Origin of the sequence: Paenibacillus sp. 1_12, assembly GCF_900114475.1 — a bacterium.
GTDB lineage: Bacteria > Bacillota > Bacilli > Paenibacillales > NBRC-103111 > Paenibacillus_S.
This window is the reverse complement of record NZ_FOTE01000005.1, coordinates 195,487-220,577: the sequence shown is the minus strand read 5'-3', so window position 1 is coordinate 220,577 and position 25,091 is coordinate 195,487. Positions and strand designations below refer to the sequence as shown.

The 25,091-nt window shown below is 42.9% G+C and carries 32 protein-coding genes; 26 read left to right on the top strand and 6 right to left on the bottom strand.

From position 1 onward, the window contains the following. Window positions 1–20: 20 nt before the first annotated feature. Both BM210_RS13640 and BM210_RS13635 read left to right on the top strand, forming a co-directional pair. Entirely contained in the window at window positions 21–824 is an 804-nt protein-coding gene (locus tag BM210_RS13640) for a metal ABC transporter permease (RefSeq protein WP_091168953.1), read from the top strand. 36 nt (window positions 825–860) lie between these two features. Further along, complete coding sequence (locus BM210_RS13635; RefSeq protein ID WP_091168951.1) at window positions 861–1,571, top strand: cytochrome c biogenesis CcdA family protein; 711 nt, start codon at window positions 861–863, stop codon at window positions 1,569–1,571. Here the strand turns inward: BM210_RS13635 and splB are convergent. After that, a complete protein-coding gene (splB, locus tag BM210_RS13630; RefSeq protein WP_091168948.1) occupies window positions 1,568–2,629 on the bottom strand; it encodes a spore photoproduct lyase in 1,062 nt (353 codons plus the stop codon). The two genes, BM210_RS13635 and splB, sit on opposite strands and share 4 nt — an antisense overlap. A gap of 237 nt (window positions 2,630–2,866) precedes the next feature. Between splB and mntR the strand changes: the two genes are divergently transcribed. Further along, entirely contained in the window at window positions 2,867–3,289 is a 423-nt protein-coding gene (gene mntR, locus BM210_RS13625; protein WP_091168946.1) for a transcriptional regulator MntR, read from the top strand. 679 nt (window positions 3,290–3,968) lie between these two features. Beyond that, a complete protein-coding gene (locus BM210_RS13615; RefSeq protein ID WP_091168942.1) occupies window positions 3,969–4,952 on the top strand; it encodes a patatin-like phospholipase family protein in 984 nt (327 codons plus the stop codon). A gap of 49 nt (window positions 4,953–5,001) precedes the next feature. Here the strand turns inward: BM210_RS13615 and BM210_RS13610 are convergent, their stop codons facing one another. Both BM210_RS13610 and BM210_RS13605 read right to left on the bottom strand, forming a co-directional pair. Then, the gene (locus BM210_RS13610) at window positions 5,002–5,271 is read right to left on the bottom strand and encodes a hypothetical protein (protein WP_091168940.1); all 270 of its coding nucleotides are present in this window, start codon (window positions 5,269–5,271) and stop codon (window positions 5,002–5,004) included. A gap of 86 nt (window positions 5,272–5,357) precedes the next feature. Then, window positions 5,358–6,239, bottom strand: a complete 882-nt coding sequence (locus BM210_RS13605) for a DUF1385 domain-containing protein (RefSeq protein WP_371263481.1) — start codon at window positions 6,237–6,239, stop codon at window positions 5,358–5,360. A gap of 217 nt (window positions 6,240–6,456) precedes the next feature. On the opposite strand from BM210_RS13605, the gene BM210_RS13600 reads away from it, so the two are divergent. From BM210_RS13600 to BM210_RS13545, 12 genes are all read left to right on the top strand, one after another. Then, entirely contained in the window at window positions 6,457–6,969 is a 513-nt protein-coding gene (locus BM210_RS13600; RefSeq protein ID WP_371263472.1) for a YqhR family membrane protein, read from the top strand. Between the two features lie 117 nt (window positions 6,970–7,086). Beyond that, window positions 7,087–7,539 (top strand): type II 3-dehydroquinate dehydratase, encoded by a 453-nt coding sequence (gene aroQ / locus BM210_RS13595; RefSeq protein ID WP_091168933.1) that lies wholly within the window; start codon window positions 7,087–7,089, stop codon window positions 7,537–7,539. Between the two features lie 115 nt (window positions 7,540–7,654). Then, the gene (locus tag BM210_RS13590; RefSeq protein WP_091168931.1) at window positions 7,655–8,725 is read left to right on the top strand and encodes a M24 family metallopeptidase; all 1,071 of its coding nucleotides are present in this window, start codon (window positions 7,655–7,657) and stop codon (window positions 8,723–8,725) included. 79 nt (window positions 8,726–8,804) lie between these two features. Continuing rightward, window positions 8,805–9,362: an elongation factor P gene (efp, locus tag BM210_RS13585; protein WP_091168930.1), complete on the top strand. Its 558-nt coding sequence runs from the start codon at window positions 8,805–8,807 to the stop codon at window positions 9,360–9,362. A 175-nt stretch (window positions 9,363–9,537) separates the two neighbouring features. Next, window positions 9,538–9,996: an NUDIX domain-containing protein gene (locus BM210_RS13580; RefSeq protein ID WP_091169392.1), complete on the top strand. Its 459-nt coding sequence runs from the start codon at window positions 9,538–9,540 to the stop codon at window positions 9,994–9,996. A 62-nt stretch (window positions 9,997–10,058) separates the two neighbouring features. Continuing rightward, a complete protein-coding gene (locus tag BM210_RS36235) occupies window positions 10,059–11,117 on the top strand; it encodes a GNAT family N-acetyltransferase (protein WP_371263471.1) in 1,059 nt (352 codons plus the stop codon). Window positions 11,118–11,175: 58 nt separating this feature from the next. Beyond that, a complete protein-coding gene (locus tag BM210_RS13570) occupies window positions 11,176–11,598 on the top strand; it encodes an HIT family protein (protein ID WP_091168927.1) in 423 nt (140 codons plus the stop codon). A 70-nt stretch (window positions 11,599–11,668) separates the two neighbouring features. Then, complete coding sequence (locus BM210_RS13565) at window positions 11,669–12,052, top strand: NUDIX hydrolase (protein ID WP_091168926.1); 384 nt, start codon at window positions 11,669–11,671, stop codon at window positions 12,050–12,052. Window positions 12,053–12,322: 270 nt separating this feature from the next. After that, entirely contained in the window at window positions 12,323–12,895 is a 573-nt protein-coding gene (locus BM210_RS13560; protein ID WP_177237796.1) for a DJ-1/PfpI family protein, read from the top strand. Window positions 12,896–12,915: 20 nt separating this feature from the next. Then, a complete protein-coding gene (locus BM210_RS13555) occupies window positions 12,916–13,452 on the top strand; it encodes an NUDIX domain-containing protein (RefSeq protein ID WP_091168920.1) in 537 nt (178 codons plus the stop codon). After that, complete coding sequence (locus BM210_RS13550; RefSeq protein ID WP_091168919.1) at window positions 13,449–13,955, top strand: GNAT family N-acetyltransferase; 507 nt, start codon at window positions 13,449–13,451, stop codon at window positions 13,953–13,955. Before BM210_RS13555 ends, BM210_RS13550 begins: the two co-directional genes overlap by 4 nt. Window positions 13,956–13,988: 33 nt before the next feature. Continuing rightward, window positions 13,989–14,471 carry an NUDIX hydrolase gene (locus BM210_RS13545; RefSeq protein ID WP_091168916.1) on the top strand — a complete coding sequence of 161 codons (483 nt, stop codon included), beginning with the start codon at window positions 13,989–13,991 and terminating at the stop codon, window positions 14,469–14,471. 10 nt (window positions 14,472–14,481) lie between these two features. Here BM210_RS13545 and hisG read toward each other — a convergent pair whose 3' ends face one another. Next, on the bottom strand, window positions 14,482–15,099 hold the full coding sequence (hisG, locus tag BM210_RS13540) for an ATP phosphoribosyltransferase (RefSeq protein WP_091168914.1): 618 nt from the start codon (window positions 15,097–15,099) through the stop codon (window positions 14,482–14,484). A 169-nt stretch (window positions 15,100–15,268) separates the two neighbouring features. Between hisG and BM210_RS13535 the strand changes: the two genes are divergently transcribed. From BM210_RS13535 to BM210_RS13500, 8 genes are all read left to right on the top strand, one after another. Then, entirely contained in the window at window positions 15,269–15,775 is a 507-nt protein-coding gene (locus BM210_RS13535) for a GNAT family N-acetyltransferase (RefSeq protein ID WP_177237795.1), read from the top strand. A 31-nt stretch (window positions 15,776–15,806) separates the two neighbouring features. Further along, complete coding sequence (locus BM210_RS13530; protein WP_091168910.1) at window positions 15,807–16,289, top strand: GNAT family N-acetyltransferase; 483 nt, start codon at window positions 15,807–15,809, stop codon at window positions 16,287–16,289. A gap of 7 nt (window positions 16,290–16,296) precedes the next feature. Beyond that, window positions 16,297–16,746, top strand: a complete 450-nt coding sequence (locus BM210_RS13525; protein ID WP_091168908.1) for a GNAT family N-acetyltransferase — start codon at window positions 16,297–16,299, stop codon at window positions 16,744–16,746. A gap of 100 nt (window positions 16,747–16,846) precedes the next feature. Continuing rightward, the gene (locus BM210_RS13520) at window positions 16,847–17,485 is read left to right on the top strand and encodes an MSMEG_1061 family FMN-dependent PPOX-type flavoprotein (protein WP_091168906.1); all 639 of its coding nucleotides are present in this window, start codon (window positions 16,847–16,849) and stop codon (window positions 17,483–17,485) included. 67 nt (window positions 17,486–17,552) lie between these two features. Next, window positions 17,553–18,248 carry an HAD family hydrolase gene (locus BM210_RS13515; RefSeq protein ID WP_091168903.1) on the top strand — a complete coding sequence of 232 codons (696 nt, stop codon included), beginning with the start codon at window positions 17,553–17,555 and terminating at the stop codon, window positions 18,246–18,248. A 64-nt stretch (window positions 18,249–18,312) separates the two neighbouring features. Then, on the top strand, window positions 18,313–19,155 hold the full coding sequence (locus tag BM210_RS13510; RefSeq protein WP_091168901.1) for an AraC family transcriptional regulator: 843 nt from the start codon (window positions 18,313–18,315) through the stop codon (window positions 19,153–19,155). Between the two features lie 133 nt (window positions 19,156–19,288). Further along, window positions 19,289–20,293: a hydroxyacid dehydrogenase gene (locus BM210_RS13505; protein WP_091168899.1), complete on the top strand. Its 1,005-nt coding sequence runs from the start codon at window positions 19,289–19,291 to the stop codon at window positions 20,291–20,293. 56 nt (window positions 20,294–20,349) lie between these two features. After that, window positions 20,350–21,162 (top strand): sugar phosphate isomerase/epimerase family protein, encoded by an 813-nt coding sequence (locus BM210_RS13500; protein ID WP_256223591.1) that lies wholly within the window; start codon window positions 20,350–20,352, stop codon window positions 21,160–21,162. 46 nt (window positions 21,163–21,208) lie between these two features. On the opposite strand, the gene BM210_RS13495 is transcribed toward BM210_RS13500, so the two are convergent. Both BM210_RS13495 and BM210_RS13490 read right to left on the bottom strand, forming a co-directional pair. Beyond that, a complete protein-coding gene (locus tag BM210_RS13495) occupies window positions 21,209–22,198 on the bottom strand; it encodes an MraY family glycosyltransferase (RefSeq protein WP_091168896.1) in 990 nt (329 codons plus the stop codon). A 99-nt stretch (window positions 22,199–22,297) separates the two neighbouring features. Further along, a complete protein-coding gene (locus tag BM210_RS13490) occupies window positions 22,298–23,356 on the bottom strand; it encodes a substrate-binding domain-containing protein (protein ID WP_091168894.1) in 1,059 nt (352 codons plus the stop codon). Window positions 23,357–23,525: 169 nt separating this feature from the next. Here BM210_RS13490 and modA point away from each other — a divergent pair, with 169 nt between their 5' ends. Together modA and modB are read left to right on the top strand one after the other, a co-directional pair. Next, entirely contained in the window at window positions 23,526–24,386 is an 861-nt protein-coding gene (modA, locus tag BM210_RS13485) for a molybdate ABC transporter substrate-binding protein (RefSeq protein WP_091168892.1), read from the top strand. Next, entirely contained in the window at window positions 24,387–25,061 is a 675-nt protein-coding gene (gene modB / locus BM210_RS13480) for a molybdate ABC transporter permease subunit (RefSeq protein ID WP_177237794.1), read from the top strand. The last annotated feature ends 30 nt before the right edge of the window (window positions 25,062–25,091 follow it).

Below are 25,091 nucleotides of genomic sequence, written 5' to 3'. Positions count from 1 at the left end.
CAAGCTGGGAGAGAATTTGGGTGGATATATTTTCGGAATATTTTTTTCAACGTGCTCTTATAGGCGGCTTATTGATTGGTCTGACTGCGCCACTGATGGGCATATTTCTGGTGCTGCGGCGGTTGTCGATGATTGGGGATACCCTCGCGCATGTATCGATAGCAGGGGTAGCTCTGGGCTTTCTCATTAACGTGTATCCAATCGGTGTCGGACTTGTGTTTGCCTTGCTGGCCTCATTCGCGATTGAGCGTCTTCGTAAGGCCTACAAAACATATGCGGAACTGTCGATAGCCATCATTATGTCGGGCGGAGTGGCCATAGCTACGCTGCTGTTCACACTGGGCAAAGGCTTCAATATGAATGTCATGAGCTATTTTTTTGGCAGTATTTATACGTTGGATGCGACCGATCTATGGGTTGTATTCGGGGTAACGGTTCTTGTGGTGGGCGTGATTGCGTTCAACTATAAAGAACTGTTCCTGATGTTCTTTGATGAGGATGCTGCAGGGGTCAGCGGATTGCCCTTGCGTTTTTACAATATTATGATTACAATGCTGACGGCGCTGGTTATTAGTGTCTCGATCAAAATAGTAGGTGCACTGCTCGTATCCTCCTTGTTGACGATACCTGTAGCCTGTTCATTGCTTGTTGCCAAAAGCTTTCGTCATTCCATATTCTGGGCCATACTCTTCTCGGAATTGGCCGTTATCGGTGGTTTACTGTCGGCAGGATTGTGGGATTTGGCACCAGGGGCTACAATCGTATTGTGTCTGATTGCACTGCTCATTATAATTTTATTTATTAAAAGAGGTCTGCGTTTATAACCATACGACGAAAGCAGAAAGCTCTTAGGAGGTTACATCTTGGAGGTTAATTTATGGATTGCATTATGGGCAGGGTTGGCATCATTTATTTCGCCTTGCTGCCTGCCGCTGTATCCATCCTACTTATCGTATATAACAGGTATATCTGTTAGTGAGTTGAAGAACGCAAATTCTTCCGGTGTACGAAAACAAACGATACTACATACGTTATGCTTCATTCTAGGGTTCTCAATTATTTTCTATAGCTTAGGCTGGGGAGCTGGGCTGGTCTCCAATTTTTTTGCCGATTATAAAGGATTGCTGCGTCAAATTGCGGCACTGATGATACTATTGATGGGACTATTCCTACTGGGTATTTTCCAACCTCAATGGTTAATGAAGGAACGCAAGCTGCAGTGGAAGCTGAAGCCTGCGGGATATTTGGGCTCAGTGCTGATTGGTATCGGCTTTGCTGCCGGCTGGTCGCCATGTATCGGACCGATTTTGTCTGCGATTCTGGCGCTTGCTGCTACAAATCCGGATTCCTGGCTTCCGCTTATTACTGCGTATTCCCTGGGTTTTGCCATTCCTTTTCTCGTACTATCATTTTTCATTGGAACGACCAAGTGGATCTTGCGTTATTCTTCGATCATTATGAAAATAGGCGGAGGGTTGATGGTCGTGATGGCGATCCTGCTCTACACCGATCAAATGACACGAATCACCATCTGGCTCAATCAAATAACCCCCGACTGGCTTAAATTTTAAGTGAAATAATCAATGTTGGCATTCGGGAATTTATCAAATATTTGTTCAGTGATGAATTCACGTAAAGCATTGGCCTGTTCGTCAGGATACACATATTTCCCTTGTCCATAACGTCCCCATTTATATTTACGTTTGGTTTCATCAAGCTCAAGCTTGGTTTTGGGATAACGCTGTTCAATAACTCTTTTGGCTGTTTTCGTAAATCGATGCTGGATCAGCTCAAAGGTCAAATCGGAGGTCGCTTCTGCGGGAAGCGCCTCTTTTAATTTTTCCAGCAGCTCTTTATATCCATCCTCCCAGCCCTCATGCCAAATAATGGGTGCTATAATAAAACCAAGCGGATAACCGGCTTTGGCGACCTTACCTGCTGCAGTGATCCGTTCCGCAAAGCTGGAGGTTCCAGGCTCAAAATTTTTGATTACATAACTAGCGTTGACACTAAAACGAAATCGGGTATGCTTATTGTGGTTTGCATCGAGCAGCGGCTCTACATGATGAAACTTCGTAACAAAGCGAAGTCTGCCTAGCGGTTCGTTAGCCATAAATTCGATCAGCTCTTTCAAAGAGCCTCCAATATGCTCCAGTCCCACGGGATCAGACGTACAAGCCGCCTCAAAACGGGTAATTTCTGGTGCACGTTCTTCGATATAAGCTTTGGCCGCTTTCAAAATATCGTCTGTGTTCACGTAAATACGAATATAGGGCTTAGCACCAAGGGTTGTCTGTAGATAACAATAATGGCAGTGGGCCATACAGCCAGTTGCAATCGGAATTGCGTATTCGGCGGAAGGCTTGGATTGTTCGAACTTTAATGTCTTACGTATCCCGACTACAAGTGTTCTTTTGGCGATCTTATACTTCTCCAGCTCACTGTCCCCAGGCAAGTTCGTGATCCTATTGTGAGAGGTAGTCATGTGAATAGGCAGACCTTGCTGCTTGGCCCATTCTAGGATCCGTTGCCCTTTGGGGTAGTTCAGTGCATCGGGTTCAAAATATACGAGCTCGGGAACGAATACCTTGGTTTGACGTAGAGTTGGTGTTAACAGCTCGGTTGACATGGTGTACCTCCTGAAAATTTATAATGAATAAGATGAAAGATCAACCTATTTTCCGATTTTTCTGAAAAATAAAGAGCGGAATAAATGGCCCTGCTTGCTTAGGTTATCGGGCTATGTTATAGTAAAAAGCGCTTATGATGACCTTAGTGTGCTTCTTATAGCTGAAGTTCATTCTGTAAAAGTGGATTTGCTTTTTGAAACAAGCTGGGTCATTGATGATGTACGGGAGGAACGAAAATGGCTACACCGAGTATGGAAGATTATCTGGAGCGTATTTATAAATTAATTGATGAAAAAGGTTATGCCCGCGTATCTGATATTGCTGAGGGTCTAGAGGTTCATCCTTCGTCTGTCACCAAAATGATACAAAAGCTGGATAAAGACAATTATTTGGTATATGAAAAATACCGTGGACTGATTTTGACACCCAAAGGACAAAAAATGGGTAAACGATTGGTAGCCCGTCATGATCTGTTAGAACAATTTTTGACGCTAATTGGCGTATCCGAGGATACGATCTATAAAGATGTTGAAGGGATTGAGCATCATCTCAGCTGGGATTCGATTACTTGCATCGAAACATTAATCGAGTATTTTCATCGTGACCCCAAACGCAGCGAAGATCTGATGAAGCTTAAGAAAGAAATGGACGAGACTTGAGAAAAGAAGTGCAGTGAGCTTATTACAGTGAGAATTACCGCTGCGCGTCCGCAGTATTCTTACGATCGCTGTTGTTCATGGATTTCTTGATTGTATCAAATCTATATAGGTAGAATTCCATGAACAAAGGCGAGCGCTCCGCTTCTACAGAACACCACGGTCACTTCGCTTATAACTCACTGCACTTCTATTTGTTAGAAGGAAGAAAAACATGCAAAAAAGCATCCGTTCATTTCGGATGCTTTTTTGCATTCTTGCGTAAGAAAAACGCAAGAATGCAGATCTCAAAGCATATACTTACTTTTTGCTACTAAGTTTGCTTTAGCCAAACGGGTATCTACAAAAAGTGAGGAGGTTGATATTTCCTGGTCCTCCAGCAATACAATCAGCAGCCGTTCGAATCCCGCAGGGACAGAAAAGGCTGCGGCCGGAGATCACAACAGTAACGACCAGCCAGCAGAAGAGCAGCCAATCAAGCGTGTCCAGAAGGGACGAAAGCGATTCGAGAACACAACAGTAACGTCCAGCCAGTAGCAAGAGAAGCCAGTCAAGCGTGTCCCGAAGGGATGAAAGCGGCCCGAGAACCGAGCATTATGCCTACGATCCAAGGGAGTCCAGAGGGCATAGCCCTTTGGGGCCCTCCCTATGGGGAGGGTTTGGGAGGGGGGAATGAAGTTCCATGAAAATCAATGCAGTTTTTGAAGGTGGTGGAGTCAAGGGTATAGCATTGGCTGGCGCCGTTTCAGCAGCGGAAAGCAGAGGTATTGAGTTTCATCAGTTAGCAGGTACTTCGTCAGGGGCTATCATAGCCGCTCTAGTGGCATCTGGATACCAGGCAGAGGAAATGAAAGCCATTATTGAAGCGACGCCATTCAAAGCCTTCCTGCAGCGTTCCAAGCTGTTTGATGCCAAAGTGTTCGGTCCGGCCGTTCGTCTCTTGTTGAAAAAGGGATTGTATTCAGGAGAAGCTTTGGAAAACTGGATGCATAAGCTGTTATTGGCCAAAGGGATTCGCAACTTCGGTGATTTGAAAAAAAACCAGCTGCGAATCATTGCATCCGATATTTCACAGCGCAAGCTTCTGGTGCTTCCAGATGATATTGCACAATATGGGATTGATCCGCAGCAGCTTGCCATTTCCAAAGCGGTCAGAATGAGCACAAGTATTCCATACTTTTTTGATCCTGTGATCATACGCAAATCGGCTGACAAGCGTATGCCTAATGAGACTTTTGCTGAGCAGTTTGTTTATGTCGTTGACGGAGGACTTTTAAGTAATTTTCCGCTTTGGATATTCGATCATGATGATGTCCCTGCTTTAGATTCAATGATTCCGACAGTAGGCTTTCAGCTAGTTGGCAGAGGCTCAAGCAAGCCCAACACGATTTATGGTCCATTAACGATGTTTAAGGCGCTATTTTCAACGATGATGGATGCACATGACGAGCGTTATATTGAGGAGGTCAATCGTTTTCGGACGATCAAAATCCCAACGCTTGGGGTAAGTATCACACAATTTGATATTCCCCTGGAAACGAGCAGGCTATTATATGAGTCAGGGAAGCAAGCTGGAGAGCGGTTTTTTGACAAATGGAGGCTAAATGATTACAAGCAAGATTATGTAGAGCATGTACTTCGCAACAATAAAGCGATTATCATTTAACAATGAATGACGCATATAGCAAAATAAAAAACGGCGAGAAGCTCGCCGCTTAATGATATTTGGGAGGCTCATCCGAGCTTCCCTTATTTCCATTGATCACACGAAAAGTCGCATCACGTGTACGCCTTTCTTTACCTTTCCCAAAACGCGGTGTGGTAGTTTTACTTTTACCCCATTTGTTGGGAGGGTACTTCAGTAACAGGAAAATGACGCCGAACACGACAATTGGGATGATAAGCTGAGATGCCATCGAGGCAACACCTATCAAAGCTAATCCCAGAATGATGTAAGTAGCAACGGAATAACGGCCAGATTTCATTGCGTTTCCTCCTTAGAGTTTAGTAAGTTTGGCAAAACTTACATCATAAACATCTGCTGAGTGGTCTTACGAAACTATTGGTGAGCTTACCCTTTTGATTGTTGATCGATTTCTCTCATCCGGTTAAAAGAGGCGATGGACACTTCTACCTGCGAATTGTCCGGCTGTTTGGTTGTGAGCATTTGGAGCCACAATCCTGGATAACCCAGATATCTAAGGACAGGTACTTCACGCAAGCTGTTGGTGAATCGAAGTACCTCATAAGAAACACCAATAACAACAGGTAAAAGCACAATCCGCTGTATAATGCGCTCAATAAACGAGTCGTAAGTAAAGAATGAATAAATGATAACACCTACGAGTACAGTAAACACGATAAAGCTGCTGCCGCAGCGGTAATGCAGTGTACTGAACTTTTGAACATTAGCCACAGTTAGTTCCATACCAGCCTCATAAGCGCTTATCACCTTATGTTCGGCACCATGATACTGAAAAAGACGTTTGATCATCGGTGTTAAGGAGATAAAGTAAATGTAGGCTACCAGCAAAATGATTTTGATCAAGCCCTCAATTAAATTATGCCCGATCTGGTTTTGAAATACATGAGCAAACAGCAGCTGCTCAATAATAGGAGGAACGAGTGTGAAGACGAATTTACCAAATACAAAGGACAGTACTCCGACCAAGGCAACTCCCAAAATCATGGAGATGCGACCAGCCATCGATTCTTTCTTTTCTTTCTTCGCTTCCTGAGGGTCCTCTTCGCCTTCGGCAAATGATTCAGCTGAAAAATTCAAATGCTGTGCGCCTTTAGCGCTTGCTTCCACGATCCCTACGATCCCACGAATAAAAGGAATCTTTTTTAAGGCTTGAACCCAACCGATTTCTTTCTTTGGAACTTCTAAATATTGAATGGAATTATCTTTTCGGCGTACCGCCGTAACGTGTACAGTTCGACCTGCAAACATAACTCCTTCGATTACGGCTTGACCTCCGTAAATTCCACTTGGTTGTTCTTTTTGCGACAACGTTCTGCACCTTCTTTTGTAAATGATGAATGAGGTTTCTATATTATTGTATCGGATTCAAACGGAGAAAGCTACTATCGATTAGTTAACAAAAAAATGCGTATACTAACTTTACCAGCCCAATGGATAGACTAACCTTTGCAGGAAATGGAGGAACATGATGAAGAATGAACAAGAAGCCGCTCGTGGTTCTAATAAATGGTTTTTTTCAATGTATATCGGTTTTTATGCTGGATTAATTTGGGGGGCAGTCAAAATGCTTGAAAGTCTGTTTCACTTCAGCAACTTAACCCCGGGTTTTCTGGTTGAGCCTTTTTTTAAAAGCAGTTTTCTGGTGACTTGGCAGGGCTACTTGCTTGGGTGGGGTGTTTTTATCATATTTTCTATTGCGGCTTCGCTGCTGTATGCCTTGCTTTTGGCCAAATCAGCTGGACCATGGGCAGGACTTGGGTATGGCGCTGTATGGTGGGGCCTAATTTTTTTGTTAATTGGTCCGGTTACAGGAATGATGAATTGGATTGCTTACCTTGATTTAAAAACGATACTGACCGAATTTTGTTTATTTATACTTTGGGGCTTATTTATTGGGTACAGTATTGCTTTTGAATTTAATGATGAACGGATACGTGAACCATTCAAAAATGGCAAATCCAACCCGCAGCCAGAATGAGCGAATCGCTGTAAACAAGAAAATCACGAAAAAACAGTTCTCAAATTGAAGAAACTTATGGTAAAATAAGAGGTACGCGAATTTTCGTCAACTTTTGTTGGTTATGGAGGGTCTGCTTTGAAACAAATTTTGGTATTAAATGGCCCTAATTTGAATATGCTGGGTGTTCGAGAGCCAGGCATATATGGTTCATTGTCGCTGCAAGCGATTGAGGATAATCTTCGAAAGCTCGCTGTGGAGCTGGATGTCGAGCTAGAATGCTTTCAATCCAACCATGAGGGCGCTTTGATCGATAAAATCCATGAGGCTTTTGGCAAACAGCAGGGAATTATTATGAATCCCGGAGCGTTTACCCATTATAGCTATGCCATTCGTGATGCAATAAGCGCAGTTCAGCTTCCAACCATTGAAGTACATATTTCCAATATCCATAAAAGAGAGCCATTTCGCCATGTTTCGGTTATTGCTCCTGTTGCACTCGGTCAAATCGCTGGTCTTGGAGCAGATGGTTACGAGCTTGGTCTACGTGCGTTAGTTAAGCACCTGGATGAGGTAAATGCTGTGAATTAGGGTTTCCTTGCGGAAAACTCTGGTGATGCTTACGAAGAAGACTTTCTTACAGAAAGTCGAGCTTATGCTTACGAAGTCAGTTTTCCTACGGAAAACTCTTTAGGAGGGAAACCACATGCAAGGACGTTTGGATAAATTGCGTTTTGATCTTCAGGAGCAAGGGCTTCAGGCTATTCTGATTACGAATGCGACTAATCGTCAATATATGACAGGGTTCACCGGGTCCTCAGGTTACGTGCTGATTACGGAGTCGAAAGCTTATCTGCTGACGGATTTCCGTTATATGACACAAGCTCCTAAGCAGGCTATCGGTTATGAAGTGGTTGAGCACGCCCCCAAAGCAATGGCTACCGTTAAGGACCTGCTCTTGAAGTCGGGTATTGCGAAGGTAGGCTTTGAACAGGATGATATGACCTATGGAACATTTCTTAGCACCTCGGAAGCACTTAGCGGGATCGAGCTTAAGGCAACCAGTGGACTGGTAGAAAAGCTGCGGATGATTAAGGACGAATTGGAGCTTGCTGTTATGCAGGAAGCCGCTGATTTGGCCGACCGTACTTTTGATCATATTCTATCGTTCATTCGGACAGGCGCGAAAGAAATTGACATTGCACTTGAAATCGAAATATTCATGCGAAGGAATGGCGCTACGTCAACCTCATTTGAGACGATAGTAGCTTCGGGTGAACGTTCAGCTCTTCCGCATGGCAAAGCAAGTGACAGAGTGATCCAGACGAACGAATTCGTCAAGCTGGATTACGGCGCATATTACAAAAGCTACTGCTCTGACATTACCCGTACTGTAGTTGTTGGCCAGCCTACAGAGAAGCACAAGGAGATTTACAGTATTGTACTTGAAGCGCAGCTGGAAACATTGAGCAAGATCAGGCCGGGGATGACGGGTAAGGAAGCGGATGCGATTGCGAGAAATGTAATCAAGCAGTATGGTTACGGGGATTATTTCGGACACGGAACGGGTCACGGTTTAGGAATGGAAATTCATGAAGCGCCGCGGCTGTCGGTGCAGGGCGATACGGTTTTAACACCAGGTATGACTGTGACGGTCGAACCAGGCATTTATTTGCCAGGCTTTGGCGGGGTTCGCATCGAAGACGATATTGTCATCACAGAGACCGGTATTCACATATTAACGCATTCAAGCAAAGACTTGATTGTATTGGGTTGAGATTACATCTTTGGCAGCGGCTTGGATTAGCTGAACAGCATCAGGCTGGCTGCTCACATTTTTAGGGAGGTATTTTTCCGTGATTTCAGTAAACGATTTTAAGACAGGCCTTACCATCGAAGTTGAGCATGACCTATTTACCGTAATTGATTTTCAACACGTAAAGCCAGGTAAAGGTGCAGCATTCGTACGCTCCAAGCTTAAGAACCTGCGTAACGGCAATACGGTTGAGCGTACTTTTCGTGCTGGTGAGAACGTAGGCCGCGCACACATCGAAAACCGTGAAATGCAATACCTGTACGCCAGTGGTACCGAATATACGTTTATGGATACAGAGACATTTGACCAGTTCAGCCTGAGTGCGAAGCAGTTGGAATGGGAGCTTAAATTCCTGAAAGAGAACATGATGATTCATATCATGAGCTACCAAGGAGAAATTCTTGGCATTAACCTGCCGAACAGTATCGAGCTCAAAGTGGTTGAAACCGAGCCAGGTATTAAAGGCAACACCGCTACAGGCGCAACGAAGAGTGCAACGCTGGAAACAGGCTTGACAGTTCAAGTGCCGATGTTCATTAACGAAGGCGATGTGCTGTTGATTGATTCCCGTGAAGGTAAATACATTTCCCGTGCTTAATTCCTAAATATGATTCAACATCTAAATCCATGCCGATACCGGTATGGATTTTTTGCTTTCTGTAATCTATTGATTTTAATGATTGTAGACAAAGCCAATTTTTGGTTTAATTGGGAGGTGGTCGAATGAGTAAGATTTTTGCGTGAACGAAATGGCAGCAGAAGGAGATACAGGGATGCGAGTCATAGTTACAGGTGGAGCAATCATACGGGATGATCAGAACCGAATACTGTTTCAAAGAAGGTCTGACTATGGAAATTGGGGGCTGCCCGGAGGAGGCATGGACGCAGGAGAATCCATCGAAGAAACGATGAAGAGAGAGATTATGGAGGAGACGGGGCTTCAAGTAGATAGCTGTGAGTTATATGCGGTTTATAGCGGTCCACGAATGCAATATACGTATCCAGATGGGAATAAAGTTGTATTTGTGATGTTTATTTTTAATGCTAAAGTTGATTTAAAAGACAGGATTGCTGCAGACGGGACAACGCTATTATTCAAGGATATAAACAAAGAGTCACTTCAATTGGAATTTAAGAAGCTCCAGAATATGGACATTCAAGATATAAGTACGGTGCAAAGACCACTGATTGAAGATCTTAAGAACGATGTCAAACCTATTTTGAGAACATAAAATATTATAAATTGGAATGGAAACTAAATCTAATTTCAACCCCCAATAAGCAGGTGATAGGATTGATCAATCTACAGGATTATGAGGACGCTCAGGAGATAACCAATTTACTTGCAGCATGTATGTACCCAGATGAAGAGCGGGTGAAGAGAGAAGTTGAAACCTACATAAAAGATCCGTCAAGAAGACTGCTGGGCGTTATCATCAACGAGGAACTGGCCGGTCTGCTTGGTGTGATCCAGTATAATGAGGAAGAGGCAGAGCTGAAGCATATAGCGATCAAAAGCAGCTACAGAAAGCAAGGATTAGGCAAAAAAATGATCATGACCTATATGAAAGATAATCGGATTCGAAGAATAAAGGCCGAGACGGATAAGGATGCCGTTGAATTTTACAAAAGGATCGGCTTTGAGATCGTCAGCTTGGGTGAAAAGTATTCAGGTGTCGAACGGTTTGAATGTAGGTTCAGTCTCGCAACACACAGCCCTGCTGTACGGAATGATGAAAAAACGACGTTATACATCGTGAGGCATGGACAAACAGAGTGGAATGTTCAGCATAAATTCCAAGGTCATCAGGATTCTCCATTAACAGAGCTCGGGATTCAACAAGCAAAGTGGTTAGGAGAATCCTTCAAGAACGAAAGGATTGATATCATCTATACAAGTTCAAGCTTTAGAGCAGTACGAACGGCAGAATTAATCAGACAAGCCAGAGAAATCGAGATTAGGCAGAGCGATGCTTTGAAAGAAATGAATTTGGGAGACTGGGAGGGGAGAACGCAAGCAGAGGTTGAGAGAAGCGATCTGGAATCATTTGATCATTTTTGGAACGATCCCGAGAAATTTAGGGTGCAGAGCGGCGAAACCTTTAATGAGGTATCAGAACGAGCGATTCGTCAATTCAATCAGATCCTGAATGACCAACGAGGCAAATCGATTCTCCTTGTGACTCACACCATTGTGGTGAAATTACTGATGGCTATGTGTGAAAATATGCCAATAAAACATATTTGGAAGCATCATTATATCCATCCGACGAGTTTGTGTAAAGTCGAGTTTACAAATGGATTACCGGAAATTATTTTGCACGGGGATATCTCGCATTTTAAAAACATATAGCTTATGATCTATTATTGCTGAGCTGCGGCTTAAATACTTATAACATGAGGTGAACCTAATGAACCATCAATCGACAGCATGTTTAGGATGTAAATTAGCTAACGAGAAGGGCGTAGCCCATGTGGTTTATGAGAATGAATATGTGACTTGCTTGCTGGACATTGAACCGATGAACGAAGGGCATCTTTTAATTTTGCCCAAAAAGCATTATTTGGATGTAGAGGAGCTGGACAGCGATACAGCCGCTGCTATCATGAGCAGCTCTGCATTTATAGCTAAAGTGTTAAAGCAGTTATTCCAACCGGATGGTATTACGATCATTCAAAACGGAGGGCTTTTTAATGACTTGGGGCACTATCATATGCATGTATTCCCACGTTATCAGAATGATGGATTTAGCTGGAATGAACCGCTGGATAGCCATAAGTTCAAACATCTTTTAGCGGAAACCAGACTGAAAATAATTCATGCATTGCATTGAAGAAGCCGCGAGTTCTAAATTAAATTTCTGAATGATGATGTCATATAGGTAACGGGGGTCAAGGTCTAATATGACGACGCGCAGCTGCGTAGTATTATGTAAAGACGGCCAATTATTAATGGTTCGACAAATGTACAAAGGCGAGGAGCTATGGACCTTTCCAGGTGGACGTATCGAAGCAGATGAGACACCAGTTCAAGCAGCAGTAAGAGAAGTTTATGAAGAAACAGGGCTTGAGGTAGAGATCGTAGAGCCAATCTTAGAATATTATAATGACCGAATTAAAGGAATGTACTATTGTTATCGTGGTATTACAACGGGTGGTAATCTGAAACTGGGGATGGACCCTGAGCTCAGTGAGCCGGAGCAGGAATTGCAAGAGGTTAGGTGGCGGCCTTTGGACACTGTTATGGACAATACCGAGGTTAAGAGAATTTTGCCTTACATCAGATAGAGCAACTGGAAACTATATAAGATGAACCAAAGAAACACACAGCCCGAGCGGAGAAAGCGGACCCTTCTGGAGAAACGAAGTGTTCGCCTTTGCAGACGGATTCTTACCCCATGGGGCTAAGAATCGAAAGAATCTGGCTGCAACAGCGATTGGAAGAAGGGTCTGCTTTCGCAGCGCCTCTTTGCTGTCATGATGTTTAGTTCATCCTTATGTAGTTAATAATGCTCTTCTTTGACAAAAAACTACTACTACTGAATGAGGGTGTCAGCTATGGGAAAAATCATTTGTTTGGTAACAGAGGACTTTGCTGATTTTGAGATTACGTTAGTTTTTCATAAAATAAAAAATATCGGTAAAAGACAAGTGCTTTCAGCAGGGTATACCTATGATGCTGTGATGAGCGAGTCCGGCCTGCACTACAAGCCTGATCTGACAGTTTCAGAAGCAACTCAGCTTGATGATATTGAAGGACTTATTATCCCTGGCGGGCCGATCCGGGAGCAGCGATCAGAGCTAACTGAGTTTATTATTCAACTGAATCAACAAAAGAAGCTGATTGCAGCGATATGTAATGGTCCACAATATTTGGGCAGAGCTGGAATTTTGAACAATCACACATTTACTACTTCTTGTTCAATAGAGGCAATTCATAAATTAGGTACATATGACCCCTTCCCGCGTGAAAACTATATAGACCAAAGAGTCGTGAAGGATGGAAATATAATTACGGCCAAAGGTCGCGCGTTCGTTGACTTTTCTTTTGCAGTATTTGAATATCTGGACATTTATCAAGGTCAGTATGAAGAGCAAGAACAGCTGTTTAAAGATATTATGAACAAATAAAACAAGTGAGGTTACTTACTATGGAGCTAATAGCAGAAATACATGACAAAGATATATGGAGCAATAGTACCGAGACCAAGGACGTTAAATATGAGTTGAGAAAGGCATCAAGAGCTGTCGTTATGAACGAGGTCGGTGACATAGCGCTGCTTTTTGTATCAAAAAGAAATTACCATAAGCTGCCTGGTGGAGGAATCGAGAAGGGAGAAGATCGGATACGTGCTTTGAAACGTGAAATTTTGGAAGAAGTTGGTGCTCATATCGCGCATATCGGAGAGATTGGCTTTATTATCGAATTCCGCGATCAGCATGAATTCATGCAATTTTCTTATTGTTATTATTGCAGCGTTCACGGAGATATTCGAGAGCCGGCTTATACAGAGCAAGAGCTGGCTTCAGGCTGCGAGATTAAATGGGTGTCTCTTGACGAAGCTATTTCACTAATAAGTAATGATAGTCCTGAACCTTATGCAGCACAGTTTATTCGAAGCCGAGACTTGCAATTTTTGAAAAAGGCTAAAGAACTAGATATCAGAGGGTTGAAGGTGGAAGGATGAACGATACGATTCATCAGTTGGAGATCCGAAGAGCTAATCAGGATGACATACCCAAGCTGCAGTCCTTGTATATCGAGGCCGCGGCTTGGATGGAAGCAAAAGGCATTGATCAATGGAAAACAAGTGATTTTACAACTGAATATATGAACGAGCTATTTGAGCAATCCGAGGTTTACAGGGTAAGCTTACGAGACGAAATTGTGGGTGGGCTATCTATTCAATGGTGTGATCCCTTCATTTGGAAGGAGTTGGATTGTGATGAGGCTGGTTATTTGCATAAATTAGTTGTAAAACGAGAGTTCGGCGGCATGGGTCTAGGAATTGAATTATTGAAATGGTGTGAGGCACATCTGAAAAATAACCACAAAAAGCTGCTCAGACTGGATTGTATGCCTCGGAACGAAGGATTAAATGCATTTTACACAACTGCAGGCTTTGAATTTCGGGGACGAACGGATGGCAAGGGCTGGAGTGCGAATTTATATGAAAAGGCTATTTTGTAAGCGTGAACTTAATAGAAGGGCTGTGCCGAGACGATGATGATATCTTATGTAACTGGAAACAACAAATTTCAGTATCGAGCAGCAAGCGTCATTGTACATAATGGTAAAGTGCTTCTGCAAAGGGATACGTCAGATCAGGTTTGGTATATTCCAGGCGGCAGAGTCGAGTTTGACGAAAGTGCAGAAGAAGCAATCGAGCGTGAAATGCTAGAAGAATTTAATGTTCCCATCGTAAATAAAAAACTGATATGGTTAGTTGAAAATTTCATTGAATTTTCGGATAGACGGGTACATGAGATGGGATTATTTTATCTCGTACATTTACCTTCAGGCCACTCGATTTATCAACATAACGATGAATTTGAAGGGGCTGAACAGGGATTTGCGAATAAATGGGTACATATGGAAGCGCTTGATGATTACTTTATCGTCCCAGAGTTTGTTGTGCCGGAATTAAGAACATTGCAGCATGTGGAAGGTATCAAACATATCGTAAATAGAAGCGTTAGAAAGTGAATGGATCTGTCTATGCTTTATTATCGATTAGCTTTCTTAATTTGGAGGAAATAGATTCGATCTGTGCATTTTTTAGGATGTAACTGGCGCGATTAACTATCAGCCTGTCGCTGACCTTGCATATGGTATCTACAAAAGTAGAGTTAGATTGAAGATCTTGTTTGTTAGTTATTAAATCAACAATAGCATCTGCAAATTGAAGCTCGAAAGCCAGGTTCAGATTTCCATTTAAAATAATGTTTTTGGCGTGAATCCCTTTATTTTTGAAATATTCGGTTGAAATATTCGGGTAGCTAGTAGCCACATCAATATTCACGGTCTCCAATTCATCTTTTGAACTGAGAATAACTAATTCAGTCTCATTTGTTTTGAGATCAAGAAGCTCGATAATCTCTTTTTTTACTTCTAAGAGAACGTCTTTCCCGACGATACCGATATCAGCAGCACCAAATTCTACAAAAGTCGGTACATCCTTGGGTTTAACTAAGATAAACTCGAAGTCTGAGATGTGTATCTTATATTGTCTTGATTCGTCTATGATTGCAGACATCGGGATGCCAGCTTGATTGAACAACTTGCTGATGGCTTTGTTATTACCCTTTGGCAGAGCACATCTTAGTAGTGACATTAGTACTACCTCCCCAATCTTTTTATTGATTTATCGCGTTACCAATTTACCATAATGAAGCATTTTCTATAATATATATGAAAACATCAAGATGAGTCAAGAAGGATTAAGGTTACCATCACAACGGTGAGTAAAATCGAACAAATCTGTGTATGGAGTTGTTGATCTGGTGGAAATCGAACTATGCAGGTTAAAAGAAAAGGAAATCCCCATATTAACAAATTTGTTTGAGTTTGCAGCCTATGATTTGTCTGAGTTCAATTATTCAAATGTTAAAAGGTCAGGATTGTTTGAACCGAAAATAAATGTACAGGATCTATACCATGATGAGTGCTACAACCTGTACGGGATCAAAATTGAAAATCAAATAGCGGGTTTTGTCATAGTCAGATATCTGGAAGAAGAAAATGTATTTTATTTAAACCATTTCTTTATTTTAAGAAAGTACAGAAATCAAGGGCTGGGTCAAAGAGTTGCTTTTCAAATATTCAATATGTTCCATGGAAATTGGAGAGTTAGTCAATTCGATTGGAACGTGCCTGCACTATTATTTTGGAGGAAGGTTCTGGATCGGTATACCAATGGCAATTACATAGAGACCAGGAGAAAAGATGACAAGGGACCGAAACAAGAATTTTCTAATGATCGACTTGATAACACAAAACTAGAACAATAAGGTATATTAAAAGCATAAAGAAGGTGATTAGGTGTATAGCTTTAGAGACAGCAATCAAAAGGATTTTGACGATATAGCTGCTTTTACTAAGGATAGGACGGAGTCCTTTTATATGTTCCCGAAAGGGAGATTTCCTGTTGAGTCAAAACAGCTGTACGAAGTATCTCTAACACGCTTAATGCCTACTGTAATCGAATTCGATCAACAGGTCGTGGGATACAGTAATTTTTATGATTTGGTTGAAGGGGAGTATTGCTGGTTAGGTAATGTCATTATTCATCGGGATTTTCGAGGTAAAGGTGCTGGCAAATATCTAATGGAAGTGATGATCACCAAAGCCAGAGAAGAATTGAAGGTTAAACAATTACAATTGGTTTGCCATAATACAAATACGAAAGCATTGTTCATGTACTACAAACTCGGATTCGAGCCCTTTGATATCAAGCTAGCAAAAGATTATAACAACGAGGATGTCGCCGGAATCAAGATGAGAACAAGTTTGTCAAAGGACTGATTCGTCTATGAATTTAATGATCAGAGAAGCAGCTATGGGGGACTTGAAAGAAATCGCTCGGATGAACAAGGAATTAATTGAGGATGAGCACAGCCAAAATCCGATGCAGGTAGACGAGCTGGAGCAGCGAATGAAGGATTTTCTAAGTAATAATTGGAGCGTCGATCTTTTGTACTCAAGTGAGGAGATCGTGGGTTACGCTTTGTACCAGTTTAGAGTGAATCCGTTTAATCAAGAGCTTAAAGAAGTTTATTTAAGGCAATATTTCATTAGCCGAGCGCACAGAAATAAAGGTTATGGTTCTGAGGGGATTCGTTTACTGATAGACCAGAGATTTAATGCTGCTGAAATAACAATCGATGTATTAATGTCGAATCCAAAAGGAATGAATTTCTGGAAAAAGGTTGGATTTCAACCGTATTGTTCAACAATGAAATTGAATAGTCGTGAGAACTAAAAAAATTGATCACGTAGTCCAATACAATCACTGATTTAATTCTAAAGACGTGACGGGAATATGCTGATGATCTGCAAATGTTAAGAATCGAGGAGCAGAAATGAATAGTCCTTTTCCTTTTAAAGAAATATTGAATTCTGAGGATGATATTAGACAAATAGTCGGTTACCCAAGTGAGCTTGTCCAGAAAAAGGGGATTAGTCGGTTAGATCTGCATTGTCGAGATTTCATAGCCCGATCACCCATTTTATTTGTAGCTACTTCAGATGACCAAGGATTGTGCGATGTATCTCCACGTGGAGATGCCCCTGGATCTGTACTTGTACTAGATGATAAATACATCGTTATTCCGGAGAGACCTGGCAATCGTAGAATCGATTCACTGAAAAATATTGTACTCAATCCGAGAATTGGCCTTATATTCATCATTCCAGGATTAGAAGAAACGTTGCGAATCAACGGAAAAGCTTATGTGATCAAAGATGAAGAGATACTCCAGCAAATGAAGGCCAAGGAGAAGCAGCCAAGTATTGGGATTGGAGTTGAGGTGGAAGAATGTTTTATTCATTGTGCAAAGGCTTTCAAGCGATCTGGACTATGGGAAACCAACTCGTGGCCGGACAAGACTGAATTGCCATCGATACCCGCTATATTGTCAGCCCACGTAAATTCAGTTGAATATACTGAAGAAATCATAGCCAATGGACTAAAGGAAAGCTATGAGCAAAGGCTTTACTAGTGGGTACATAAGGAGGTAAGAGTCGTCGACCTGCACCAACATAAATCGGAGCCAGGGAGAGCTGAACATGGCACAAACGGAAGCTGTTATATTTGATCTTTTTGAAACCTTGATTACCGAATATGCCCATGGAAGTCGTAAAGTAAGTCGGAAATCCAGAAATTTTCACAATTTAATTGGTCTTTCTAACAGCGAGTTTCAGCAGCAATGGAACGAAAGGCAAGTAATGAGAATGAACGGAGGTTTTCCAACTTATCGTGCGGTCATGATGGATATCCTCGAAAAGAACGATTTGCCGTTTGATGAACTCATTATCGAAAACCTGTACCAAGAGCGTATCCGGGAAAAAAAGGTGCCTTTTGTGGATATGGACAAGGATGTTATCAGCTTGCTGAAGCTATTAAAGAGCGAACATGTCAAGCTGGGCCTTATTAGTAATTGTACTGAAGAGGAAGTTCAGGGATGGTCAGATTGTCCGTTAGGTGATTATTTTGATGCGGTGGTCTTTTCTTATCAAGTCGGGTATGCAAAGCCCGATGCGGCTATATATGAATTAGCCTGCTCCCGTTTGGGTGTTGATCCCAAACATTGCATGTTTGTTGGAGATGGTGGTTCTAATGAATTGGCAGGAGCTCGCAGTGTAGGGATGGATGTTTATCAGGCTGCTTGGTATGTACCCGATTCCATCAGCTGTAAAATCACAGGTTTTCCCAAATTAAAGAAGCCTATTGAGCTTTACGAACGGTTTCAGGCGAGGCAGTGACCAGTATCATCAATTATATAAGATAAATGTCACGCAAGAGAGCTTTCGAGAGGTGATTGCTACAATGAATACAACTGTATTCCAGTATAAGGACTTTATGCAGGAGGACTTTCCGATCAAATTTGAAGTTAGAACGGAAACCAACTATAATCAGGTCCCCCATGGCCACGAGTTTTTGCAAATTTGTTATGTCCTGACCGGCGTGTGCCGGCATGTGGTTGAAGATCAGCAGATGGATTTACAGCGTGGGGACTTGTTTTCCATTCCTACCTCTACGATGCACTGTTTTATGCCGATTGAGGAACAAGCCTTTGAGCTGGTACAGTTGGATTTTATGCCTTCACTACTCGAAGAAAATATTAAGGAATTATCCAAGATATCCTTGTCCTGCCCTCTGCTGATTAATTTGTCACCCCGTTCACAAATCGTCATCGAACGTCTAGTCGAGGATATTAAAAGCGAGCTGGACACAAAGGATGCTTATCATCAATATGCGGTACGCGCAGATTTGCTGAAGTTTCTCGTCATGATCACCCGCGAGGTTAGAGGCTGGGCGCAGCAGGCTGGTTCCGGGTATGTACAAGCTATTCGTGAGGTTATTCATTATATGGAGCAGCACATCGATAAACCGCTGACTTTAAAGGACGCTGCCGCGCGGGTATCCGTTTCACCTAACTACTTCAGTTCACTGTTTAAAATGGTAACGGGTGTCACCTTCAGCGGTTATTTGTCGGAGCTGCGACTACGAAAAGCCGGTGAGCTGCTGCTTCAATCGGATCTTTCGGTAGGAGAGGTGATGGAAGCAGTAGGCTACATGCATACAGGTCATTTTTTTAAAACGTTCAAAATCAAGTATGGGGTCACGCCTTATGCCTACAAACGAAATCATACAAATAGCGGTAAATAGTGTAGTTTTTTTGGAAGATGGAGAGCTTCCCCTTTAGGAAACTTCAGCTATAATAAGCTTAGATCAGCTTTAATGCGGTTTCATATGATCATTGTTAATCTAGGCAGGTTAGGCTTTCAAACGGGGGATACCGATGAGAACGTTAGTAACGGTTTGGAAAAAAGAACTAAGACAGCTGTTATTTACCGAAGAGGTGATCAAGCAATTAGAGTCTGTTTCTGAAGTCGACTGGGTACCAGAAGGCACGATGTATGAAGCGGCTCAATTTGAACAAGACATTCATCGATATGATGCTTGTCTAACTTCCTGGGGTTCACCGAAAATAACGGTCGAGGTGTTGTCACAGGCGAAGCAGCTGCGCTTTGTCGGTCATGCTGCTGGGACTTTAACCCCATATGTCGAACCATCGATTTTTCAAAGACCTATTAAAGTCGTCAATGCCAACACGGCACTAGCTAAGTCTACGGCAGAACTGGCTGTAACATTAATGATGAGCGGATCATGGGAAATCCTGAATTATCGGGATAGACTGAAAAGCGGGCTTTGGGGAGATAGCGGCAACGGAAGTACGGTTTCGGGGCTATCTGGCCAAACAGTTGGGATCATTGGTCTTGGTGAGATCTCCAGAGAGGTTATTCGTATTTTGCATGCCTTCCATACGCGTGTACTGCTGTATTCACCTTATTGCTCAGTGGAGGAAGCAGAGGTGCTTGGAGTTACCCTCTGTAGTCTGGAGGATGTGCTGAGGAACTGTCGTATTGTTTCTTTGCATGATACATTGACCACTTCAACACGAGGAATGATTGGCAAAGAACAATTAAAGCTGATGGTCGACGGCGCTTTGTTAATCAACACAGCCCGAGGTCCTTTGATAGACGAGACGGCTCTACTGGATGAGCTTACATCGGGTCGCATTTCGGCTGCTTTGGATGTGTACCATAATGAACCTGTTCAAGAAGACTATCCGCTGTTGAAGCTGCCCAATGTCATCTGTTTGCCGCACATTGGCGCTTATTCCGGCTATTGGAAGTCACAGCTAGGAGCCATGGTTGTAGAGGATTTGGTCAGGTTTGTGACAGGGCAGCCATGCCTTAGAGAAGTGAATGAAGAACGTTTTTTACGTATGACTAAACAATAAATAACCATACCAACAATGATGAATGGGACTTTGATTCCAATCAGGAGAGCGAGGATATGATGAACTTATCTTTTACTACATTGGGATGCCCGGATTGGGAACTGGATTTAATTATTAAAAGGGCTGTGGAATACGGCTTTGATGCCATTGACTTTCGTGGAGTTGCCGGTGAAATGAATATTTATAAGCTGCCTGCTTTTTCCGGTAATGTACTTCAAACTCGTGATCAAATTAAGAATGCGGGGCTTCAAGTATCATGCTTTTCCAGTTCTGTGCATGTATTTTCCAAGGAAGATATGGAGAAAAATTTGGCTGAAATTAAAGAATACGTCAAGCTCTGCACGATATTTAATACCCGATATATTCGCGTTTTTGGTGGGGGCATTGGAGATACAGACCGCACAGAAGCTATCCAAACGATGGTACAGCACTTTCATGAGCTGGGTGCGGTTGCGAAGGAGCATGGCGTGAAGCTACTGCTGGAAACCCACGATGATTGGACTTCCAGTACGGATGTACAAGCCGTCATGGAGCAGGTAGATACAGAAGCCATTGGCGTACTATGGGATCTGCATCATCCCTTCAGGACGCTTGGAGAGCAGCCGAAGGATACTTGGGAATCGCTAAGCCGATGGGTTGAATACACGCATGTAAAGGATTCAAGACTATTACAGGATGGCAGTGGGAAGTTTCAATATTGCTTGACAGGAGAAGGTAACGTCCCATTGGCAGATACAATTAAGCTGTTAAGAGAGAACGGTTATGAAGGCTATTACACACTGGAATGGGAGAAAAAGTGGCACCCTGAGATTCTGAACGCGGAAGAGTCATTTCCGCAGTATGTTCAATTTATGAGAGCTCTGACCTGACACTATATAAATAAGACTGCCGGGAAAAACGTCCCGGCAGTCTTATTTAAATTTGAACTAATAATAATATAATCGAGGATAAGCACAGACAAGTACTGATCAAACAAAGGAATAGCACAACCTGCTTATGGTTGAGACCCGCACGCAGCAAACGATAATGGGCTTGGCTTGCATCAGCCTGATAAATGGACTTTCCTTGCAGAAACCGTTTGACGACGACGAAGATATTATCGAAGATCGGAACCCCTAAAGCCAGGATCGGAATGAATAGCGATAAGACGGTGGCTTGCTTGAACGCTCCGTCCAATGCAATAACCGCAAGAATAAACCCGAGAAAGGTTGCTCCTGCATCGCCCATGAAGATTTTGGCGGGTGGTTTGTTATATCGCAAGTAAGCGATAGTCACACCAACTAGAATAATAGCCATAATAGCGGGGTTGGATTGACCTTTCGCTATGGCTACGACGAACAGTGTGATAGCTGAGATGGCAGAAAGCCCACCTGCAAGTCCGTCCATGCCATCCGAGAAATTAATGACAGTTGTGACGCCAAAGATCCATAAAATCGTGAGAATAAATTGAAGCACTACCGGAAGCAGTACATATTCACCAGAGAACGGGTTATAAAAACCATCGAATGAGATGCCCGCTGCATAAACCAAGACTGCTGCTGACACTTGAACAATAAGCTTGGGCAGAGCTGGAAAGTCTTTACCTTTGGTCTTGTACCAATCATCCATAGTACCAATTATTAATAATAAACCCCCGCCTGCAAAAATAGCGCCGGTTTGTAGACTGAAATCTCTGGTCACCAACAGATAGGTAATAAAAAAACCAATAAAAATCACATAGCTTGCGGTGAGCGGGATAGGCTCTCGGTGAATTTTACGTTCAACGTCCTGTCGGGGCTTGTCCACAAAATCCAATCGAAACGCCAATTTGCCGAATGGGGGAATGAGCAGCAGCACAATGACAAATGAAATTAGAAATGAAAAAACATATAAAATGATCGTCACCACCGATTGATATGATTCCATAAGTATACATTTAATAGAGAAGATTGTCGATTGAAATCAGCTAAGATGGCTAAGCCGGCAGGTTTATAAAATTGATTACGCCACTTGGCTATTACAGCTTTAGGTTTCGTACAGAATTTGCCCTGTTAAGGATAAGTCATATCCATGAATTGAACGAAGATCATTGTGGAATGCTTCGGTTTTTAATAGATGAAGAACGTGCTCCAGCCACACCTTATTTTCTGGTTTCTTTAGCATGACCAAATCATATCGCTCCTGAATTAACGGAATAAATTCGATGTTACCTACGATTAAGGCTGCCTTCTCAATGCCAACCCCAACATCGGCTTCTCCTGCTGCTACTTTCCCGGCTACTGCCAAATGGCTGGTTTCCTCCTGATCGTATCCGTTCAGTTGAGTGGACTTCATATGCTGCAGCCGCAGCTGCTCGTCCAGCAGCACACGGGCACCGGAGCCTTTTTCACGATTCACCAATCGAAGACCGGGTCTATTCAAATCACTCCAATGATGAAGCTTCAATGGATTGTTGTGCTGTACGTACAAACCTGCTTGACGTGAAACTAGGTTCACTACTACATATGAGGAGCCAACGAGAAGTTTACGGATATATGGCAAGTTGTATTCCCCTGTATCCCCATCCAACAAATGGGTGCTCACAATATCGGATTCACCCATATACATCGAAATCAAACTGTCGAGACTTCCGACAAATGCACGCAACGGACGAATGCCGGGTATGTTCCGCTCCATATGCTTGGCTAATAGATCAAGGCTCATATCTTGGCCGGTTATTACAAGTTGTCGGGATCCGCTAGCTGCGGGAATCGTTGTTTGAGATGAGATAATAGGAGCAGTTGGAGCATGAGATGCTGCTGAATGTTCAGAAAGGGTAGGCTTCCCTGTTGTAGAATAGACAGACTGTATGGGATCAGATTGGGACTGTGTGCGCCGAGCTTCCGCAGCGTTGGGCTGGTTGGCTGCCTGCATCGTTTTGGAGCGCTGCTTGTATGCTTCAAGATCTGCAGCATCTACACGCATTTGTTTACCAACCCGATAGGACGGAAGCTCGCCTTTTTTGATGAGATCGTAGACGGTGAGTTTGGATATTTTTAAAAGCCTGGATATATCTTCAGTTGTATACGAGGAATCGTTGGACATACTGACCTCCGAATGCTTGTTTTGGATTGAATTCAATTACTTATTGTATCACAGATAGATTAGCTTAAGTTTTAAATCAATATCGGTCATGGCTTGAAAAATTTTTAATAAATCAATTATAATCAAATATAACTAATTATATCTAATTATAATAGATGGAGGCTCGATTATGAGAAAAAAGGCTGTAAGAAATCAATTATGGGTGCCGATTATTGCAATGACTTTACTGATTGCCGGTTGTGGGACCAAGACTGAGCCAATGGTTGATACCGCCGCAGGTTCAAAACAGCAGCAAAGCGCAAGTCCAGCTCCGGCACCTCAAACACCAGTAGAAACGGTAGAGCTGACGATTTCAGCGGCTGCAAGCTTGACAGACGCACTAAAAGAAATTCAGACAGTCTATCAGACAAAAGCAACAAGCACAAAGCTTAACTTTAATTTTGGCGCTTCAGGTGCCCTTCAGCAGCAAATCGAGCAGGGAGCTCCAGCCGATTTATTCCTATCCGCTGCCACAAAAAATATGAAGACGCTTGTGGATAATCAGTTGATCGATGCAGGGAAACAGAAAAATTTGCTGACCAACGAGTTGGTCGTCGTCGTCCCTGTGGATAGCAAGGTATCCATTGGCAGTGAAGCCGACCTATCGAAGCCGGAAGTTCTGCATGTAGCTATCGGAATACCTGAAAGTGTTCCTGCCGGCAGCTATGCCAAGGAAGCTTTAACCTACGGTAAGCTATGGGACAGTCTGCAATCGCGTATGGTTCAGGGCAAAGACGTCAGGCAAGTGCTGCAATATATCGAAACAGGCAACGCGGATGCGGGCTTTGTCTATAAAACGGATGCTTTGACCTCTAATAAGGTAAAGATTGCTTTTGCCGTCGATCCGAAGAGCTACCAAGCTGTCGAATATCCTATCGGTATTGTAAAATCCACCAAGCATGGCAAGGAAGCTGAGGACTTTTATAATTATTTGCAGTCCAAAGAAGCATTGGACGTGTTCGTCAAATTCGGCTTCACGGTGCCTAAATAAATGATTGCCGAACTCAATTGGGGCGAGCTGTGGCCTCCTATCCGTCTATCTTTACAAGTAGCTCTTCTCTCCAGTGTCGTTGCTGCTTTATTGGGAGTTGCGGTTGCGTGGTGGATGTCGCGTAAATCGTTCAAGGGCAAGCTAATGCTTGAAACGTTGTTTATGCTGCCATTGGTGCTGCCACCTACAGTAATCGGTTTTTTGCTGCTGGTGCTGCTTGGTAGAAAAAGTATCGTAGGTCGCTTTATAGAGTGGTTGTTTCATGCGCCAATTATTTTCTCGTGGTGGGCTGCTGTTATTGCTTCAATAGTAGTAGCCTTTCCGCTGATCTACCAGACCATGAAGGTTGGCTTTGCTTCGGTTGACAGCAGTCTGGAAGAGGCGGGGCGTTCCGAGGGCGCAAATGAATGGCAGGTTTTTCGCTCTATTACTTTGCCCTTGGCGGCACGATCGCTAATAACGGCATATATTCTGGGCTTTGCCCGCGGTCTTGGTGAATTTGGCGCAACCCTGATGATTGCCGGCAATATTCCTGGTGTTACACAAACAATACCCACGGCGATCTATGTGGCAGTAGATTCGGGTAAAACAACTATGGCATGGGCTTGGACAAGCTCGATCATTTTGATTTCCTTCCTTTTGTTGTTAATGACCGGACGTAAATCGAAATCGTAAGTACTCGTATAATGGGTAATTATATAGGTG